The sequence below is a fragment of the Halorubrum yunnanense genome (assembly GCF_026586675.1).
Classification (GTDB): domain Archaea; phylum Halobacteriota; class Halobacteria; order Halobacteriales; family Haloferacaceae; genus Halorubrum; species Halorubrum yunnanense.
In genome coordinates this window covers 139,139-158,251 of record NZ_JAODIX010000001.1, presented here as the reverse complement: position 1 = coordinate 158,251, position 19,113 = coordinate 139,139, and the positions used below count along the sequence as shown (strand labels likewise).

15 protein-coding genes are annotated in these 19,113 nt (G+C 68.8%); 3 read left to right on the top strand and 12 right to left on the bottom strand.

What is annotated here, in order from left to right; all coding sequences use genetic code 11:
* Positions 1-20: 20 nt before the first annotated feature.
* The gene (gene pheT, locus N5096_RS00845; protein WP_267662452.1) at positions 21-1,757 is read right to left on the bottom strand and encodes a phenylalanine--tRNA ligase subunit beta; all 1,737 of its coding nucleotides are present in this window, start codon (positions 1,755-1,757) and stop codon (positions 21-23) included.
* Complete coding sequence (gene pheS / locus N5096_RS00840; RefSeq protein ID WP_267662451.1) at positions 1,757-3,265, bottom strand: phenylalanine--tRNA ligase subunit alpha; 1,509 nt, start codon at positions 3,263-3,265, stop codon at positions 1,757-1,759. The genes pheT and pheS overlap by 1 nt, the downstream gene beginning before the upstream one ends.
* A gap of 356 nt (positions 3,266-3,621) precedes the next feature.
* Here pheS and N5096_RS00835 point away from each other — a divergent pair, with 356 nt between their 5' ends.
* Positions 3,622-3,927: a HalOD1 output domain-containing protein gene (locus N5096_RS00835; RefSeq protein WP_267662450.1), complete on the top strand. Its 306-nt coding sequence runs from the start codon at positions 3,622-3,624 to the stop codon at positions 3,925-3,927.
* 24 nt (positions 3,928-3,951) lie between these two features.
* Here N5096_RS00835 and N5096_RS00830 read toward each other — a convergent pair whose 3' ends face one another.
* The 8 genes from N5096_RS00830 to N5096_RS00795 form a co-directional block, all read right to left on the bottom strand.
* On the bottom strand, positions 3,952-4,644 hold the full coding sequence (locus N5096_RS00830) for a M48 family metalloprotease (RefSeq protein WP_267662449.1): 693 nt from the start codon (positions 4,642-4,644) through the stop codon (positions 3,952-3,954).
* 60 nt (positions 4,645-4,704) lie between these two features.
* Complete coding sequence (locus tag N5096_RS00825) at positions 4,705-5,355, bottom strand: nucleotide-binding protein (RefSeq protein WP_267662448.1); 651 nt, start codon at positions 5,353-5,355, stop codon at positions 4,705-4,707.
* Positions 5,352-6,110, bottom strand: a complete 759-nt coding sequence (locus tag N5096_RS00820) for a DUF7857 domain-containing protein (RefSeq protein WP_267662447.1) — start codon at positions 6,108-6,110, stop codon at positions 5,352-5,354. Before N5096_RS00820 ends, N5096_RS00825 begins: the two co-directional genes overlap by 4 nt.
* Before the next feature lie 52 nt (positions 6,111-6,162).
* Positions 6,163-6,945: a DUF7856 family protein gene (locus N5096_RS00815; protein WP_267662446.1), complete on the bottom strand. Its 783-nt coding sequence runs from the start codon at positions 6,943-6,945 to the stop codon at positions 6,163-6,165.
* Positions 6,942-7,280, bottom strand: a complete 339-nt coding sequence (locus N5096_RS00810) for a DUF7855 family protein (RefSeq protein WP_267662445.1) — start codon at positions 7,278-7,280, stop codon at positions 6,942-6,944. The genes N5096_RS00815 and N5096_RS00810 overlap by 4 nt, the downstream gene beginning before the upstream one ends.
* 39 nt (positions 7,281-7,319) lie before the next feature.
* Positions 7,320-7,664: a DUF7854 family protein gene (locus N5096_RS00805; RefSeq protein ID WP_267662444.1), complete on the bottom strand. Its 345-nt coding sequence runs from the start codon at positions 7,662-7,664 to the stop codon at positions 7,320-7,322.
* Positions 7,665-11,351, bottom strand: coding sequence for an LAGLIDADG family homing endonuclease (locus tag N5096_RS00800; protein ID WP_267662443.1), 3,687 nt, complete (start codon positions 11,349-11,351; stop codon positions 7,665-7,667).
* Between the two features lie 135 nt (positions 11,352-11,486).
* Positions 11,487-11,849, bottom strand: a complete 363-nt coding sequence (locus tag N5096_RS00795) for a TRAM domain-containing protein (protein WP_267662442.1) — start codon at positions 11,847-11,849, stop codon at positions 11,487-11,489.
* A gap of 186 nt (positions 11,850-12,035) precedes the next feature.
* On the opposite strand from N5096_RS00795, the gene N5096_RS00790 reads away from it, so the two are divergent.
* Positions 12,036-14,378: a DEAD/DEAH box helicase gene (locus N5096_RS00790; RefSeq protein WP_267662441.1), complete on the top strand. Its 2,343-nt coding sequence runs from the start codon at positions 12,036-12,038 to the stop codon at positions 14,376-14,378.
* Positions 14,379-14,962: 584 nt separating this feature from the next.
* A complete protein-coding gene (locus tag N5096_RS00785) occupies positions 14,963-15,724 on the top strand; it encodes a topoisomerase DNA-binding C4 zinc finger domain-containing protein (protein ID WP_267662440.1) in 762 nt (253 codons plus the stop codon).
* 6 nt (positions 15,725-15,730) lie between these two features.
* On the opposite strand, the gene N5096_RS00780 is transcribed toward N5096_RS00785, so the two are convergent.
* The gene (locus tag N5096_RS00780) at positions 15,731-16,717 is read right to left on the bottom strand and encodes a tyrosine--tRNA ligase (protein ID WP_267662439.1); all 987 of its coding nucleotides are present in this window, start codon (positions 16,715-16,717) and stop codon (positions 15,731-15,733) included.
* A 91-nt stretch (positions 16,718-16,808) separates the two neighbouring features.
* Positions 16,809-18,860, bottom strand: coding sequence for a DUF460 domain-containing protein (locus N5096_RS00775; RefSeq protein WP_267662438.1), 2,052 nt, complete (start codon positions 18,858-18,860; stop codon positions 16,809-16,811).
* Positions 18,861-19,113: the final 253 nt, after the last annotated feature.

Below are 19,113 nucleotides of genomic sequence, written 5' to 3'. Positions count from 1 at the left end.
TATATCGCTTCTGGTCCCGATCAGCGCAGCGCGTCGAGGTCGAACTCGAAGGCGGCGACCGGGACTTCCAAGTCGTGTTCGACGAGGACCGCGGGGTGCAGCTCGCCGATCACGCCGACCTCGTCGCCGTCGACGACGACCGTAGCGGTCCGGCCGTCGATAAAGGAGGGGTGCTCGGTACGGGGGGTCTCCAGGTCGGTGCCGAAATCGTCGCACACCGCCTGCAGGCGTCCCTTCGCGGCCTCGTAGGAGGCGTCGCGCCGGGCGACCGCGCCGGCGACGTGACGGCGCTCGGCGACGTTCGTGTCCCCCGCGTCGTCGCGCTCGGCGACGAAGCCGACCTCCGCGACGTCCTGCGGGTAGGCGTTGTGCGTGTTCCGCTCTAACAGCATCACGAGCGACGGGAGCGCCCACGTGCGGAGCTGGGTGTACTCCTCGCTGTACGGCTCGGTGATCTCGACCGGCTCGCCGCCGCCGAGAGCCGAACTCCCCGGCTCCACGCGCATCCGGTCGTAGTTCTCGGTCCCGCTCGTCATGTGGAAGTTGAGCAGGTCCTCGAAGCCGAGCCCGACGAGGCTCGTCCGGACCGCGTCCTCCAGCCGGGAGCGCTCGTGACGGCCACCCACCGTCCCCACGTCGGGGTAGCGCGGCTCCAGGTTATCGAACCCGTACGCGCGCCCCACGTCGTCGACCAGGTCGAGAGGGTGGAGCACGTCGACGCGGTACGGCGGGATCTCCACCTCGTAGGTGACGTCCTCGTCGAGCGTGTAGGAGGCCTCGAGGCCGGCGCGCTCGAAGCAGTCGACGACCTCCTCGGGCTCGAAGTCAACGCCGAGGAGGGTCTCGATCCGGTCGTGTTTCACCGCCTTCTCGTCGGTGTCGAAGTTCGGGCGGACCAGTTCGGCGCCGTACTCGCTGGGATGCGTCGCGCCGTCGGCGTAGTTCACCTCGACCTTTTCAACCGTCCCGCCGCGCGCCGAGAGCGCGTAGCAGATGATGTTACACATCCGGTCGATCGTCCACTGGTCGGTGCCGGTGAGCTCGACGAGCAGCTCGCGGGAGCCCGTGGTCACCTCGGTCCGCTTCCCGTTGATGACGGGCGGGAACGAGAAGAGGCCGAGCTCGTCGTAGATCGCCGGGTGCCGGTCCAGGCCCTCGACGAGGTCGGCGTACGTTCGACCGGTGTCGTGCTCGGCGAGCACCTCGGTCGGCGTCAGCTCGTCGTTCGCGTCCAGCGGGACGAACGACACCCCGTCGGGGTCGACGCCGCGGTAGGTGATCGACGGTTCAGACCCCTCCTGGAGCGGCGCGCCCTTGACCATCGCCAGGTCGTGGATCCCGATCGCGCCCTTCTCGCGGCCGCGACCCATCGTCGCGTGGAGCTTCTCCTGGAGCTGGATCAGCGACTCGAGCGCGCCCTCATCGAGGTCGGCGCCGCGGACCACGGCGCCCGTGACGTACGGGCGCTCGTCCGGGACCGACTCGTCGACCTCGATCGTCCACTCGGGGTCGTTCGTCTCAGGGACGTAGACGCCGCGGTCGTCGCCGTAGTGGTAGCGCAGCGAGCGCGCGACGCCCTCGACGCTCAGCCGGTCGAGGCGGTCGGGCGCGAACTCGAACTGGAGGAGCCCGTCGTCGGTCTCTCCTTCGAACTCCAGGCCGAGGCCGAACAGGTCCTCCTCGAACTCCGCGTCCGTGGTGTCGGTACGGCCGGTGAGCCCGCGCAGCTCGTCGGTGTCGATGTCGACGACGGGCATCAGTAGCTCACCTCCGCGTTCCGCAGGAAGTCGATGTCTGCCAGCGTCCCGTGGAGGTCGCGGATATCCTCCGCGCCGGTGGTCAGCATGGCGAGCCGCTCCAAGGCGAGCCCCCACGCCATCACGTCGCAGTCGACGCCGAGCGGGCCGGTGACCTCCTCGCGGAAGACGCCGGAGTTGCCGATCTCGATCTCCTCGCCGGTCTCCGGGTGTTCCCCGAACAGTTCGAATGACGGCTCCGTGTACGGGTTGTAGTGCGGCTTAAAACGGATGTCCGTGATCCCGAACTGCCGGTAGAACTCCTCGAAGGTGCCCATCAGGTCGCGCACCGAGAGGTCCTCGGCCATCACCCACCCCTCGATCTGGAAGAACTCGAGGAGGTGCGTCGGGTCCAGCGTGTCGTTGCGATACACCTTCTCGACGGAGAAGTAGCGCTGCGGCGGTTCGAGTTCGGCGCCCGCGATGCCGGAGAGGTAGCGCATCGACAGCGAGGTGGTGTGGCCCCGGAGGGCGACCTCGCGGGCGAACTCCTCGGACCACGGCGAGTGGTAGCCGTCGCCGTCGACTCCCCACCCGTCGCGGTGGGTCGCCTCGACGCGAGCGATCAGCTCGTCCGGGATCCGGTCCATCGGGTCGACGTCCAGCGCGAACCGGTCCCAGTGCGTCCGAGCCGGATGGTCTTGGGGCATGAACAGGCAGTCGTTGATCCAGAAGTCGCTGTCGGCGTGGGGGCCCTCCATCTCCTGGAAGCCCATGCCGACGAGGACGTCCTTCACGCGGTCGGCGGTCCGGCGGAGCACGTGTTTCCGGCCGCCGCGCGCCGTCGGCGCGTCGGCTTCGACGTTGTACTCGGAGAACTCCACGTCGCGCCACTCGCCGCTGGCGAGCAGCTCCGGCGTGAGCTCCGAGACGGTCTCCGTCGCCTCCACGCCCGTCATCAGGGCGTCGACGCCGTCCTCCGTGAGCGTCGCGGAGCGGGTGACCGACTCGGCGCGGTCGACGAGCCCGCGGGAGTCGAGCTGGTCGAGAACGGCCTCGTCGGCCGCGGGGTCGTCGCCCTCGACGAGCGCCGCGAGCGCGGCCGCTTCCGGGTCGGCGTCGGGGTCGACGTCGGGATCGACCCGTAGCTCGCCAGAGTCGATCGACCCGAGGCCCTTCCGCGCGAAGTTCGAGAGCGCGATGTCGACTTCGGGTCCCTCGAGGCCGGCCTCGCCGATGACCTCCCCCATCGACACCGCGGACTCGTCGGCGTCAAGCGCCAGCCCGGCGCGGTAGAGCCGCGTCTCGGGGAGCCCGCCGTCGACGTAGCGCCGTCCCTCGTCAGTGAGGTCCAGGGTGTCGACGGTGCGCTCCGCCAGCGAGAGGAGTCCCTCGTCGCGGAGGTCGAAGGCGGCGCCGACGACCGTCTCGGGTTTCAGCCCCGTCGCCGTCGCCATCTCGTCTATCGTCCGTTCGTCCGTCGCGCTCGCGGCCTCGAGGACCGCGAGCTGTCGTTGTGGGAGTCGCATTCGAGTTGTATCCATACGCGTGTGGCTGGTTGGTAACGGTTCCGGGACGTCGCCGTCGCGGGGCGACACGGTGGGTCGGCTCGCGTCCGTGGCGTCCCGTCGCCGCCGAACCGCGCGGTTTCGCCCCCCGACCGCGGGGCGGGTCCGCCGCGCGCCGGCTAGTAGAAAAAGAGTCCGGACGCATCGCCGTCGACTCCCCGGGCGATAGCCGCCGTGACGCGTTCGGGTGCCATCCGAACGCGTGGCTCGCAAACGCCGTTAACCGTTTCGCTCCGGGCCTGACGTCGAGGGCTCTTATTCTCTGATCTGATAAGCTACACCGAGAGTTTATATACTGATCTGTCAATAAAAAGAGTATGAGTAGTGTTCCAACGGGCGCTTCCGACGCCGGCTCGCGTTCCGGGTCTGTCCGAGTCGCCCACGGCCGCGGTGACCGGTCGCCGAGCCTCGCGGTCGTGGAGGCGATCGCGAGCCTCGCCGGCGTCGAGCCCGACGCGCTCGCCGACGAGGCGGACGTTGTGCTGTACGACTACGTCGACCCCGACGCGCTCGACTCGCTCGTCGAGCGCGGTTCCGACGGCGAGGTCGCCTTCTCGTTCGCCGTCGGCGAGTACGAGGTGCGGGTCGACTGCGACGAGGTCATCGCTCGGGTCGCCGAGTAGCGAGCGCCGACCGTACCGGCTCTCTCAGTTCTCGCCGTCCCCCCGTTCTCGGAGCGTCGCGATCCGGTCGCCGAGCGGCGGCTGGACCTCGAACCACGTCGACCAGTCGCCCGTCTCCGGCTCGACCCCCCGAGCGGCGGCGACGCGCTCGAAGGCGTCGGCGACGCGCCCCGCGCCGACCGCGTCGGCGGCGCGGTCGTCGGCGGCGTACTGCACCCGTCGACCGGCCCAGAACGCGGCGAGCCCGACGGCGACGAGCGACGCGAAGCCGGCCTGAAACGGCACCGCGACCGTCACGATCGCCGCCAGAATCGCGAGGACCGCCGCGATCGCGACCGCGCGGAACTCGCCGTAGTACGTCTCGACTCGCCCCGCCTCGGCCGCGAGGAGCCCGATCGCGACGTCCTCGTCGAGCGCGTCGAGCACGCTCTCCGTGACGAACAGCACCCGCCTTCCGGGCGGGCCGCGGACGCCGGCGTCGATCCGCCCGATCGCGTCCTCGCTTCCCTCGGCGCCTCCGTCTTCCCGGCGTCTCGTCTCGATCGCGACCCGGTCGACGTCGAGGCCGGCGGTCTCGCGGAGCGAGGCGAGCCGCTCGCGCTCTCCGGCCGTCGGCTCGCGCAGGTCGCGGAAGCGGTCGGCGGCGTAGAGGGGGCCGACCTCGACCGCGAGGAAGGCGACGACGGCGACGCCGACGAGGAACGCGACCGTGAGCATGGCTCCCCGTCGGCTCCCGATCGTGTAAAACGACCCGATATTCCCGCACTGGGCGCCCCGTCAGCGGGGGACCCGACCGGCCAGCTCCTCGATCGCCGCCGCGGCGTCGCTGTCCGGCGCGGCGTGGACGACCGGTCGCTCCGCCGCGACGGAGCGACCCACCCGCGGGTCCGCGGGGACCACCGCCGCGGGCGCCCCCAAGGCGTCGGCGATGGCCCCCGTGGGGGGCTCCTCAGTCACTCGGTTGACGGCACACCCGACCAGTCCGGCGCCGAGCTCGCGGGCGAGTTCCCGCGTCCGGATCGCGTCGGCCAGCGCGAACGCCCGAGGGGAGACGACCAACAGACAGGCGTCCGCGACCGCGAGCGGGACGCCGGCGTCCGCCCGCCGGCCGGCCGGGCAGTCGAGGACGACGACGCCGTGTTCCCGCTCGATCGCCGCGATCGCGTCTCCCAGCGCGGACAGGTCGCAGGCGCGGGCACCGGCGAGCGTCCGCCCGCAGGGGACGACGTCGACCGGAGCGGTCCGAACGGTCTCCGTCGGGTCGGCGCGTCCGGCGAGGACGTCGTGGAGGTCCGGACCGCGACCGCCGGGGAGGTCAGCCATACCGAGATCGGCGTCGACGACGACCGCGTCGAGCGCGGCGGCGACGTTGTACGCGAGCGTCGTCTTCCCGACGCCGCCCTTGCCGCCGGCGGCGGCAAGAATCACGCGAGCCGCTCCAGCGCCCCGATCGGGACGTCGGTCGCGTCCGCGCGCTCCGCCAGCGACGCCGCGCGCTCGCTCACCGTTCGGAGCCGCTCCGCGTCGTCGGTGAGTCGGTCGTCGAGGTCGGCGAGCGCGCCGACGCCGCCCGCGTCGGCGACCACTTCGGTCGCCGTTTCCACGTCGGCGTCGGCGAGCCGCTCCGCCCGAGCGAGCCGCGCCTCGACCGCGTCGAACCAGTCGTCGATCGCGGCGGGAGCCGCTCGCTCCGATCCGTCCGCGTCGCGCTCGGGGCCGTCGCGTTCGCCGCCGGGGGCGCACGCGTTTCCGACCGAAGCGGCGTCATCACGGTAATCGTCGACCTCGCGATCCCCGTCGACCGCGGCCCGCGGCGGCCGGTGCTCGGCGAGTTCGCGGAGCGCGTCGGCTGCGGTCGAACCGGCGGTTCCGCCGTCCTCGTCGGGGTCGGCGATCCTCTCACCCGGATCGATCGGGGCGACATCGGCGATCTCGACGGGCGGATCGACCGGGGAAACCGGGACTGCGAAGCCGAACCCCTGTCTCTCGTCCGGGTCGACCCGGAGTGTTACCCCGCTCTCGTCCCACCCGTCTACCGGCGTACCGGCCCGTCGCGGCGGCAACACGGGCGCGTCGAACCGGCTCTCCACTCGCACGCGTCGCGGGGCGGCGTCGTCGTTGCGCACGCGACAGCGCACCAGCGACGCGTCGCCCGCTCGGTCGACGGTCCACGAGAGATCCATACGCCGGCTCCCGCGGTATCCGATTTAAATTTCGGCACGGAGCCGCCGTCAGTCACCTGTCCGGCGCGACCTCCGGTGCGGTGTCCGGACGGGCCAGGGTCGCGTCGAGCACCCGCTCCGGCGACCTCGACCTCCGCTCGGCGAGCCAGCGGGCGGCCTCGACGCCGAGCGTGACCGGGGTATCGAGGTCGGCGGTCCGAACCGCTGCGAGCGACGCGGCGATCTCCGGCCCGTCGTACTCCGACGGGTCGGGGCCGGCCTGAGCCGGCTCGGCGCCGGGGACCGCAGTGAGCGCGTCGCGGAACGCCGGATACGTCTCGCGAGCGAGTTCGCGGCGCGCCTCTCGGCGGCGATTCCGCAGCCGGTCCCGGAGCTCGAGCCGTCGCTCGCGCTCGTCGCGGGCGCGGGCGGCCCGCTCGCGGGTCCGCTCGAGCGCCTGCTCCGCCGCAATCCGTTCGGTCTGTGCGCTCGAGAGCTCCGCCGCGGCTGATTCGAGGTCGCCGAGCGCCTCGTCGGTCTCCGCCTCGACGGCTCTCCGCGCTCGGACGTCGCCGCGAAGTGCTGCGACGCGCTCCTTCAGTCGCTCCTCCTCCCCGGTCGCTTCCGCGACCCGCCGACGGGCCGCGGCGAGATTGACCGGTTCGGTCTCGATCGCCACGATCTCGTCGCGGATCCGACCGATCTCGTCGTTCACCGACGACTCGCATCCGCGCGACCGCGCCGCGGCCGCGAGCTCCCGTCGGAGGCTGGTGCCGGTCGGCACCTGACCGAGGACCGTCGCGGGCGCGGGAATTGAGCGCTCTCCCGGCACCTCCGAGTTTGGTCCGGCGGTCACAGCTCCTCGCCTTTCAGCCCCTCCGGATCCGGATGCTCCGTCCCGGCGGCGAACGCGGCGTACGGCGTCGCCGTCGCCTCCCGATTCGCGTACGCGCTCGCCGCCTCGCGAACCGGCTCGTCGAGCGAGACGAATTCGTTGAACGGCTCCGTCCGCTCGATCTGGACATCTCCCCCGTGCGACTCGCGGAGCCGCACGGCGAGGAACGCGGCGTACTCCGTCGCGTCGAGCAGCGCCGCCCGCCCGAACCGCCGGACGACCGGCTCCTCGTGGCGTCGACACAGGTTCCGAAGGCCCGTGCGGGCCGCCTCCGAATACGTCACGATCAGCAGCACGAACGCGGCTGATCGGGGGTCAAACTTAGCTGTTCCGAACTACACCAGATCGACTACGCGTTCGACCTCGAACTCGGGGACTGCGTCGTTTTTGTCTACTGTCAGATCGTTTGAACTATCGGTCTCTCCCGCGCCGCTCGCATCGATTCCCGAGAGGGCGAGCACGCGCTCGCGGGCGGCCGGCGCGGAGGGGGCCACGACGACTCGCCCGTCGACCGGCTCCTCGCCGATCGCGCGGAACACGTCGTCGTCGCCGTCGAACTCCGTGGCGTAGGTCCGGAGCACCGCGGCCACCCGCCGCTCCGTGTCGGCGAGGTCGGCCTCGCCGTTCTCGAACGCGCGCAGAGCGTCCTCGACGTTCCGTATCGCGGAGATCCGGTCCATCTACGTCGTTCGGAGATGGCCCTGCTTGGGTTCGTACACTTCGCCCTTCGTCCGGAGCTTCTCGATCTCCGCTTCGGCCTTTCCCGAGTCCATCCCGATCTCGCCGGCGCGGTCGAGCACTTCGTCGACGGGCGCGCCCTCCTGATACTCCTCTTCGATATCGGCGATGAGCGCCTTGATGTTCTTGATGCGGTCGCGCTGGCTCTTGGAGGTGCCCGTCTCCACCACGTCGGCGTCGAACTGTCCGGTCTCCGGGTCGATACCGATGTCCTTGAGACAAGACTCAACGATGTCGGTCGCGCGGTCCGCGTCCTCGCGCTCGACGGTGTCCGAGAGCCGGAGCCGGGCGCTCGCCTCCGCGAGCCGCACTATCGCCTCCAGCTTCCGTGCGGTGACGGGTACCGGGGCGTCCTCGTCGGCGCCCTTCGAACGCAGGTCGACGTAGAACTCCTCGATCAGCTCCTTCGCCTCTTCCGTCATCGTCGGGTAACAGGACCGCTTCGCGTGGGCGATGTACTTCCGGAGCAGCTCGGAGTCGATCTCCGGGGCGACCTCTTGAGTCACCTCCGCCACCTCGTCCGAAGTGAACTCCGAGCTCGCCAACTCCGTCCGCTGGGTGTTGATCTCGCCGGCGTAGTTCGTCTTGATGATGTGTTTCGCCAGCCGAGAGTCGTGCTCCGGGTCGGGAGTGTCCGTCACCGTGAAGATCAGGTCGAACCGCGAGATGAGCGCGGGTTCGAGGTCGATCTGCTCGCCGATCGGCTCGTACTGGTCGAACCGGCCGTACTTCGGGTTCGCGGCGCCGAGGAGGGAACACCGCGCCTTCAGCGTCGCGTTGATCCCCGCCTTCGAGACGGAGATCTGCTGCTGTTCCAACCCTTCGTGCATTGCCGACCGGTCCGCCGAATCCATCTTATCTAGCTCGTCGACAGCGGCTATCCCTTTGTCTGCGAGGACGAGCGCGCCGGCTTCGAGCGACCACTGCTGGCCGTCGCCGAAGTCATCCCTTACGGCTGCAGCCGTGAGCCCAGCCGCGGACGAGCCCTTCCCGGAGGTGTACACCGAGCGGGGCGCGATATTTTCTACATACGAAATCATCTGGGAGTTATGGGAGACGACGCCGTTTCCGAGATACGTATGCGTGTCTGCGACCTCGAGATCGTAGACCCACTCGTAATCCGGATCGACCGACTCGATCGACTCGATCCGGTCCCAGTGAACGTCGTTCGCACACAGACGATCGAGTTCGGAGACATCTTGGGCGACCGATAAGGCCTCATCGAGACGATCCAAAATCACGTCCTTTGCGTCCGCGGTCTGTCCACCGTCGGGAGCGACGTCGTTCCGCTCGTAGTAGCTGATCGCGGTTTGAGAGACGTCCATACCCTCCGAGAGCATCTTCTGAGAGATGTTCAGTTCCTTCCGCAGTGTCTCGACTCCCTGCCAGTCGCCGTCCAGCAGCTCTCCGCGCTTCTCGCGAAGCCAGTCCAAGCGAGTTTCGAACGTGTCGACAACCGCTCTCAGACTCGATCTACTCGGGTTTCTGTCGCCACGTTCGTAGTGTTGATACGTCGGACGCGGCAGTCCGATATCGAATTGCGACAACGCGAGCGCCTCGCGAATCCGCCGGAGGTCGTCACTCAGTCCGGGGATCACGTCCGTGTTTGTGTTCTCTGGAACGTCCTCGAACGCTCGCGAGGCCGTCGTTTTGCGATCGGTAACGAACCCAATTTCGTCGACGTATTTGACGAAATCCCGTCCACTGATGTGCAGTCGATAGCTGTCGTTGTGCCGTCTCCGGAGATGGCTCTGGATACCAAACGCAACAAGCAGTGTCTGTACACCTGCTAGCAATTCTCTGCTCATCGAGGAAACTGTGATCTCGCGTTCCTTTGGCGAGACAGTTCCCTCGCTGTCAACGTACGCCTGTAGGAATGCTGCCTTGTTTTTTGGACTCGCTCGTTTAAGACAACTGGGTACGAGCTGATCCTCAGAAGTCTCGAGAATCGCCGGTTCGAGTTCTCTCAGGAACCGGACGAACTCCAACGAAGAGCAGCTGACAATCTCGGCGGTTTCGTGGTCCTGTTTATCCCGGCGGGACCACCGAACACCCAACTCCCGGAAGCAGTGTTCCACGTCCGTCAGGATCTCTTCGTCGACGTTCGTGATCGCGGTAGCGGCGCTTGATCCCGAAATATGGGTGTGGCCCTCAGCAATGATGTAGCCGAGAAGCCGCGCCAGTGCGGGGTCGATCTGACTGGGAGGGGTGAAGGAATTCGCGTTGTAGGTTTCGACCCGCTGGAACGAAACGTCAAGCGAATCGTTCCAATCCGCGTCGATATTTTCGGGGACGGCAATGAGATCTCCTTCCGCCAATTGATCCGCTCGCTGTGGAGACAATCCTCTGTCCAACTGTTTGAACAGAGGGTGTGATGGCGTCACTTCTACCTCTCGCCCCGAGGCCATCGTAATCTGGTACATCTCATCCGGCGCTTCTCGTTTCCAGACTTTTGTTGCGGTCCCAGTCTCGACTTCTCCCGCTTCCGTTACGGTTTGAACGTCAATATCAACCGGTTCGTACACTCCGTCGTCAACCTCTATCGGCTCCTCGAGGCTTGATTCTACTATATTCCCGATTGCCTGTTCAGACCCGTCGGCTAGTGTCACTTTAGTATCAAATTTTTGGCACTTACCCGTACCAGGGTCACCGATCAGGAGCATGTGGAGGTCGCCACGGATCCGCGACCCGTCGGGGAGGTGTTTGGTGACGCCGGAGAAGAGCTGGAGGATCATCGCGAGCTTCTCCTCCTCGTAGCCGTAGATGGCGGGCGCGATGGAGCTGACCATCGCCTCGTAGATGTCGTCACGGTTGGAGAGCTCGATGATCTCGCGTTTGTCCGCCTCGGTGATGTCCATGTCCTCGAACTCCTCGTCCTCGATGGAGATGGAGACGCCGTCCATGTACAGGTCGAAGATGGCGGACTTCTCGTTGCCCTGCTCGACCTGCTCGATGTGGAGGACGCCGACGCAGGTGACGTGGTCGCCGGGGCTCACCTTCCCGGTGATGTCGTCGACGATGTCGACGTCAAGCGACTGCGGCGTCTCGCCGCCGCGGAGCCCCTCCGGCGACTCCTGAATGCGGAGCTTCTGGGAGTCGATGAACTCCGACTGGTCGAAGTTGACGCGGAAGGGGCCCTGTCGCTCGCAGCCCTGACACTCGTGCGGCTCCTGGAAGCCGCCGTCGCTCTGGGGGATATACGTCATCGTGCCGCAGCGCTGACACTCGAAGGCCGCCTCGGTCACCTTCGGGCGGACGTCGGTCGCCTTGCGGACGATTCCCTTGACCGAGACGAGCTTCCCGATGTGGTCGTCGTGCACGCGGATGCCGCGGATGTCGACGCTCTCGGGGAGGTTCTCGATGCGGACGTGCGCGCGACCGAGGCTGACGTCGGCGGGGAGGTCGTAGAGCCGCAGCGCCTCCTCGGCGTACTCGCGCATCTGGTCCGGCTTCGTGCGGAAGTCGTCCGCGAGGTCGCGGTCGAACTGAAACAGGTCGTCGTAATCGATGTACAGGGAGCGCTGTTCGTTGGGGTATCGCTGCGCGAGGGTGCCGATCTCCTCGCGGTAGTAGTTACGGTAGAACTGAATGAACCGCTCCGTGAGGTCCTGATTCCCGGCCTGAGCCATTACGAAGCCACTTCGTCGCCACCACGTATGAACCTCATGCTCGGGGCGGAGGTGGAGCCGGCGGCGCGCGTTCGCTCCGGACTCCGGTTCCGCTCGCTCCGGGCTCCGGTTCCGCTCGATCCGAACGCGGTCTCGCTACGCCTTCGTCACGAACGTCGCGTCGGCCGAGGTGCGCCCCTCGTTGAACGAGAGCACCTTAGCGCGGATCACGTCGCCCGTCGACAGGTCGCGCGGGATGTCCGCGGTGAAGACGACGAACCCTTCGACCTTGCCGACGGCGACCTCCTCGCCGGAGTGATGGTCGGTGAGCTCGGTGATGCCGAGCTCGTACGTCTCGCCGATCTCGACGGGCGGGTCGCGGTCCTGGGCGGCCTCGTGGGCGCGCTTCGATTCCTTCGCCTCCTCGGACGGCCCGCGCAGACGGCTGACGACGGCAAACAGGACGAGGAGGGCGATCACGGCCACGGCCCCCACGACGATCGGATCCGACGGTATCATACCGGTGGGTCGACCCGCCGTCACCTAAACGCTCGGGGTCGACGCCGAAGGCCTCGACACCGCCGGCCGCCGAACGCCCCGTCTCCGCCGACCGCATGAGAAACGCCTTTGCTCTCGAAGCCCCCGGTTCGACGTGATGCGAACGACTCTCGGTCGCCGTCGAGTCTCCCACGGGCGTGGTCCGCCGTGAAGGTCGCGGACGCGGTGCCGGAGTTCGCCGACGCCTTCGGGTTCGAGGAGTTCAACCGGATGCAACGGGAGGCGTTACCGGGGATCTTGGAGACCGATCACAACGTCGTTGCCTCCGCGCCGACGGCCTCCGGGAAGACCGCGCTCGCCGAGCTCGCGATCTGCAAGACCCTCTCCGAGGGGGGAACTGCCCTCTTCGTCGCCCCGCTCCGCGCGCTCACCAACGAGAAGGAGAGCGAGTGGGAGCGCTTCGAGGAGCTGGGCTACTCCGTCTACGTCGTCTCCGGCGAGCGCGACCTCAACCCCCGCCGCGCGGAGCGCGCGGACGTGCTCGTGACGACCCCGGAGAAGGCCGACAGCGCGACGCGGAAACACGACTCCGCGCGCTACTCGTTTATCACCGACGTCGACTGCGTCGTCATCGACGAGGTCCACCTCCTCGACAGCGAGAAGCGCGGCGCGGTGCTGGAGGTGACGGTCTCGCGGCTCCGCCGCTTACAGGACCCGCGCGTCGTCGCGCTCTCGGCGACGATGCCGAACGTCGCCGACGTCGCCGAGTGGCTCGACGCGCCCGCGGAGACGACCTACGAGTTCGGCGACGAGTACCGGCCGGTCGACCTCGAAACGGACGTGAAGACGTACTCGCACGGCTCGAACGCCTTCGCCGACAAGTACCGGCGGCTCTACCGCGCGCTCGACCTAGCGGAGCCGCACGTGCGCGAGGACGGGCAGGCACTCGTGTTCGTCTCCTCGCGGCAGGACACGGTGCAGGCGGCCAAGAAGGCGCGCGACGAGATAACCGACCGCGACATCCCGATCGACTCGCGGGACGACTACGACTTCCACAACGAGGCCAAGGGGCTAACCAACGACACGCTCCGGCAGTCGGTCACCGACGGCGTCGGCTTCCACCACGCCGGGCTCGGGAAGGGGGACCGCGACCGCGTCGAGGAGTGGTTCAAACAGGGGAAGATCAAGCTGCTCTTCTCGACGTCGACGCTCGCGTGGGGGGTGAATCTCCCGGCGCGCTGCGTCGTCATCCGTGACACGAAGTACCACGACCCGCTGGAGGGGGAGACGGACATCTCGCCGCTCGACGTCCTCCAGATGCTCGGGCGCGCGGGTCGCCCCGGCTACGACGACGTGGGGTACGGCTGGGTGGTCTGCGACCGAGCGGACGCCGACAAGTACCGGAAGCTGTTGAAGCAGGGCAAAGAGATCGAGTCCCGGCTCGCCGCGGAACTCGAGTCGCACCTCAACGCGGAGATCGCGATGGGGACGATCCGCGGGCTCGAAGACGTGATGGAGTGGCTGGAGACGACCTTCTACTACGTCCGCGCCGAGTCGAAACCGGACGAGTACGAGTTCGGCACCCTCCGCGACCGCGTGCGCGACACCCTCGACTCGCTCGTCGACGACGGCTTCGTCGCGGCCGACGACGACCTCGCGATCGAGCCGACGGGGCTCGGTCGGCTCGCCTCGAAGTACTACCTCCGGCTGGACACCGCCCGTCGCTTCCGGCAGCTGGCCGACCGCGAGACGCTGACGGTCGACCGTATCCTCGAAGCCGTCGCCTCGGCCGGCGAGTTCGACTCGGTCTCGGCGCGGTCGGCCGAGTCGGACGCGATAGATCGCATCCTCGACGGCCACGACACCGACTTGGAGGACGGCCACCGCAAGGTGTTCGCCATCCTGCTCGCCGGGATGGCGGACTCGATCCCCTCGGACCTGCGGTCGGACGCGTGGGTGATCCGACAGAACGCGCTCCGCCTGATCGCCGCGCTCTCGGAGTTCCTCGACCGGTTCGCCGGCCCGCGCGCCGCGAACCTCGCGTGCCGCGTCGAGGCGCGCGTCGAACACGGCGTCTCGCGGGAGGCGGTCGCACTCACCGCGATCGACGGAGTCGGCTCCGGCCGCGCGGAGCGGCTCGCGGACGCCGGGCTCACCTCCCCCGCCGCCGTGGTCGACGCCGGCTCAAGCGCCCTCGAGAACGCCGGGATGAGCGGTTCTGTCGCCGAGCGGATCGTCGACGCCGCCCGCGACTGCCCCCGGATCGACGTCGACTGGGGCGACTTCCCAGACGCGATCGCGGCGGGCGAAAACGACATGTGCGAGGTCGCGGTCTCGACCGTCTCCGGGAGCGCTCGAACGGGAATCCGGGTCACCGTCAACGACGTGGAGATGACCGCGACGACGACGTACCTCGACGGGGAGACGACGGTCCCGGTCGGCGTGTTCGGGCCGCCCGACGCCGACGAACTGGCGTTCGTCGTCGAGGCCGTCTTCCCCGACCTGCCGCTGATGCCCGTCAGGGCCGCGCGGACGGTTCGCGTGGAGTAGGAGCGGCGTCGGAATCCGACCCCGTGAGTCGTCGCTGGCGACGGGATATTTAAAGAGTCATGAGTGGGAGCGACGATCGCTTATAAATAGTTGTGCGGTGGCGCGCCCCGGTGAGCGGCCCAGAGGGCCGCGAGCCGACGGTGCGAGGGACGCCGCGAGTGACAGGGCGACCGAAGGGAGCCCCGAGCGAGCGGCGAGGTTGGGGAGGCGTGAGGTGCGGTGCTGTGGGGGCGGGGTGGGACTCAAAGGGGCAGTCGCGCTCGGCGAACCCCAGCGACCCAAGGACCACAGGGAGCGCAGCGACCGAGGACCGCAGCGAGCTGTGGGAGCCGAGCGCGACTGGGGCTTTGACAGTGTCCACCATCGATCCACCAGTAGTGGTTTATAAACGAGCGGCTGTGGATTTGGAGGTTTCACCGTCGATATGCGATCAACCATTTATAATCGATCGGCCGAAACTTCGGAATCGGTCACCGCGCCAGCAACGAGAGACACCCGATCTCGACCACTCACAACAACCGCTCTATATCCCTGATAAACCCCCGCAACGACCGCTTTTCACACATACCGCGGCCACCCGTCGTATGCCCGAACGACTCCGCGTGTTCGCCGGCGACTGTCGAGTGACCGAGCGCGGCGACCGCTCCCGCACGCACCGCGGGCGCGTCGTCGTCCTCATAAAGCCCGACGACACCACGCTCGTCCACGACGCCGACGGCTACCAGCCCGTCGCGTGGCTCACCCGCCCCGACTCGGTCGTCGTCGAGGGCGACGGCGACGGCTTCTCCGTCACCGCCCGCGACGGCACCCGACGCCTCCGCGTCGTCGCCGAGGAGGCGACCGCCGGCCGCGCCCTCCCTATCACGGAGGCCGGAGTTCCGGTCGGCACCTGCCCGGAGGACGGCGGGGCGCTCGTGCGCTCGCGCGGCGACGTGGTCTGTCTCGACTGCGAGGAGCGGTGGGGGCTCCCGGCGGGCGCGTGCGTCACCGACGGGGTGTGCGACGACTGCGGCCTCCCGAAGATCCGGATCGAGCGGGGCGAGCCGTTCCACCTCTGTCTCGACCCCGGGTGCGACCCGATGGAGGACGCCGTCAGCGACCGGTTCGACCGCGTCTGGGACTGCCCGGACTGCGACGGCGAACTGCTCGTGAAATCCGCGCCCGGCCGCGTCTACCTCGGCTGCGAGCGCTACCCCGACTGCGAGACGACGTTCTCGGTCCCATCCGGCGTCGTCGTCGACGAGTGCGACTGCGGGCTCCCGGTCTTCGAGACGGCGACCGGCCGCGACTGTCTCGACGGGACCTGCGAGTACGCGGGACACGCGCCCGGCGACAAAAAGGAGTGAGTCCGCCTACTCCGCGAGCTGCTCGCGTCCCGGTGCGATGAGGCGGTCGAGGTACTCCGCGAGCGCGCCCTTCGCGTCCGCCGGATGAAGCTCGCCAGACTCCAAGTCGGCCTCCAGCGCCCCGTAGCCCTCGTACGCCAGGTCGCCGCCGTACTCCTTCGGGCGCTCGACGGTGACGGCGTCGAACCGCGGGAACACGTGGTACTCGAACACCTGCAGGACGGGGTTCTCCCGGGCCTCGCCGTCGTCCGTCGGCTCGGGGTCGGCCGTCGGCGGGCAGTAGGCGTCGTTCACCTTCGACTCAATGTCGTCGCGGGAATCTTCCATCGAGATGGTGACGCCCGCACTGGAGGACATCTTCCCGCGTCCGGTGCCGAGGTCGGCGATGAGCGGCGTGTGGAGGCTCGTCGGCGGCTCGCGGTCGATGCTCGGGAGCACGTCGCGCGCGAGCATGTGGACCTTGCGCTGCTCCATCCCGCCGATCGCCAGGTCGACGCCGAGGTACGGGATGTCGAGCGCCTGCATCAGGGGGTACACCGCCTGCGACACCTTCACGGAGTCGCCGGAGGTGATCTCGGCCATCGCGCGCTCGGCCCGCGCGAGCGTCGTCTCGAGCTCCAGCGAGTGGAGGTCCAGCGTGTAGTCGTCGTCGAGCTGGAAGTCGGAGCCGAGCACGAACTGCGTGTTCGACTCGTCGAGCCCGTAGGCGATGAACTGGTCGCGCATGCGCTCGGCGGTGTGGCGGATCTCCTCGAACGACCCCTTGTCGTTGAGGTAGGCGTGTACGTCGGCGAGCAGCACCGTCACCTCGAAGCCGGCCTCCTGGAGGTCGATGAGCTTGTTCGCGGTGAGCATGTGCCCGATGTGGAGGACGCCCGAGGGCTCGTAGCCGACGTACGCCCGCTTCCCGTCGGGGTCGTCGGCCAGCGCCTCGATCTCCTCCTCGGTGACCACCTCGGCCGCGTTCCGGGTGATCCGCTCGTAGGCGTCCATACGCACGACTGTGCGGTTGTCGGACATATGACTTCTGGAAGCGCGCGGACGGGTGGCGAGGGAGCGAGCGCCCGCCTCGGAGCCCCGGGACCTACTCCTCGGTCTCGGGCAGCGTCCGCCCCGCCCGATGCTCCGAGATGATCCGGTCGAGGTGTTCCTGTTTCTCGGCTTTCCGCCGCCGCTCCGCTCCCCGCTCCCAGTCGTCGAGGGCGGCGTCCAGCTCTCTCTCGCTCGCGACCGCCAGGTCGTCGACCTCGCGCACGGGGACCGCGTCGGCCGGGACGACCGGCACGTCGTGGTCGAAGAGAACCTGATCGGCGACGTCGGAGAGGTTTCCGTCCCGGATCACCGCCCGCGGCTCCGTCTCGGCCAGTCGCTCGGCGGTCCGGCGCCCCGCCCCCGAGGCGTCCCGGAGGTACACCACGTCGCCGGCGACGAGCCCGTACGCCTCGTCGGCGGCCTCCAGCGCGTCGAGCGTGAACTGCTCGACGGTCTTCACGCTGGCGAGCCCCTGGTCGGCGGCCACGTCGTCGAAGTTGGAGTGGTCGAGCCGCCACAGCTCCTTGAGCGTCTCCACTTTGCCCTCCAAGTCCTCGACGGTCTCTCGCGCCTCGTCGCGCTCGCGCTCCAGCCGGTCGGTCTCGCGCTCCAGCCGGGAGACGGCCCGCCGGGAGCGCGCCTCGATGCGCTCCTCGCGTTTCGCCTCCTCCAGCTCTCCTTCCAGCTCCGCGATCCGCTCGTCGCGGTCGGCGAGGTCGGCCTCCAGCGACTCCGTGTGCGACTCCAGGCGCTCGACGCGCTCCCGGAGCCGGCGGATCGTCTCCTCCTCCTCGGTGCGCTCCGGCTCTGTGGGGTCCGTCTCGTCGGCGTCGCCCTCCCCGTCTCCCCCGTCGTTCCCGTCGTCCTCGCTGAGGTCCGCGATGACGGACTCCACGGAGGCCCCGCCCGCGACGACGCCGGCGATCACCGCCCCGCGGTCGAGCCGCGGCGGGGTCTTCGCCGCGATGCGCTCGAACTGGTCCTCGTGGTCGTCGTAGGCGTACAGCGCCGCCGCCAGCGCGTCGCGCTCGTGGTCGTTCTGGTAGCTCGCCTCGCGGGTCCGGTGGAGCTTCTCGTCGACCGGGAGGTCCGTGGTCGGCCGCCACCCGGCGGCGTCGAACGAGCGCCGGAACTTCTCGACGGTCTCCGGCATCGGCTCCACGTCGGCGGCGACGAGGATCGGGCGGCCCTGCTCGATGATCCACTCGGTCACGTCGGCCGTGTCGGCGGTCCGCGAGGAGTAGAGCGCGTGGACGGTACCGTCGAGCCCGACGACGGCCGCCGCGGTGGTCGTCCCCGGGTCGATCCCGACGATCACCCGGTCGCGGCGCTGCACGAGGGGCTCGTACTCGATCCCGTCGCGGCGCTCGCGCTCGACCTCGACGCGCACGTCGCCAGCCCGCGAGTTCGACACGGGGATGTCCTCGGGACGCGCCTCGACCGTGAACGTCGCGTTCGCGTAGCCGCCGTACTTCTCGGTCACGTCGCGCTCGAAGTCGAGGTTCGCGTCCTTCAGCTCCGACTGGACCTGCCGCGTTCGCTTCCGGACGTTGCCGTGGATCCGCCGCGTGTAGCGGTCCTGGCTCCACCCGCCCTTTCCGGTTGAGCGCCCGCGGGACACCTTCACCGTCGTCTCGTCGGTGAACGCGGTCACCTCGTGGCCGACGTTGGCCGCGGCCAGCCGGGCCGACGCCTCCGCCTCCTTCATCGGCTCTTTCCCGTACGGGATCCCGTGGCGGGAGGCGACCCGCGAGAGCGGCTCCGGGCGCTCCGCGCCGGTCACCTGCACCAGCCGGGTGCCGTCGGGCAGCGACCGGAGGAACCCGACGAGTTCGTTTTTGTCCGCCGCCAGCTCGTAGGCGTTGTCGGTGGCGACGTAGAGGGGCTCGCGGTCGTCGATCAGCCGGCAGAGCTTCCGGAACGACACCACGTCCCGGGTCACGCGCGCCATCGGGCCGTCGGCGTCGGGCGCGTCCGGGTCGTCCTCGTCGACGGGGTCCAGGATGACGAGGGCGTAGGAGGGGTCGTCGCCGCGGACGTCGCCGCTGTGCACGTCGACGCCGAACACCGGCCGGTCGCGGGCGCGGATGGTCCGGGTTGTCACGAGTTCACGTAGGCCGTTCGCGCGTATATACCCCACGCCGGGTGTGGCGGTTTCGGCGTGGGATCCGGCTCAGTAGCTCCGTGAGGGCAGCCCCTTCGAACGTGGGTTCGATCGAGACGGTAGGTCGATGTGACAATTAAAAATAGACGGGCTGCAACGGAGATGACTTATAAAAGCCGATGCGGTGGCGCGTGCCCGTGAGCGGCCAGAATTGGCCGCGAGCGGCGCGCGCGAGGGAGTCGCGGGGGGGGGG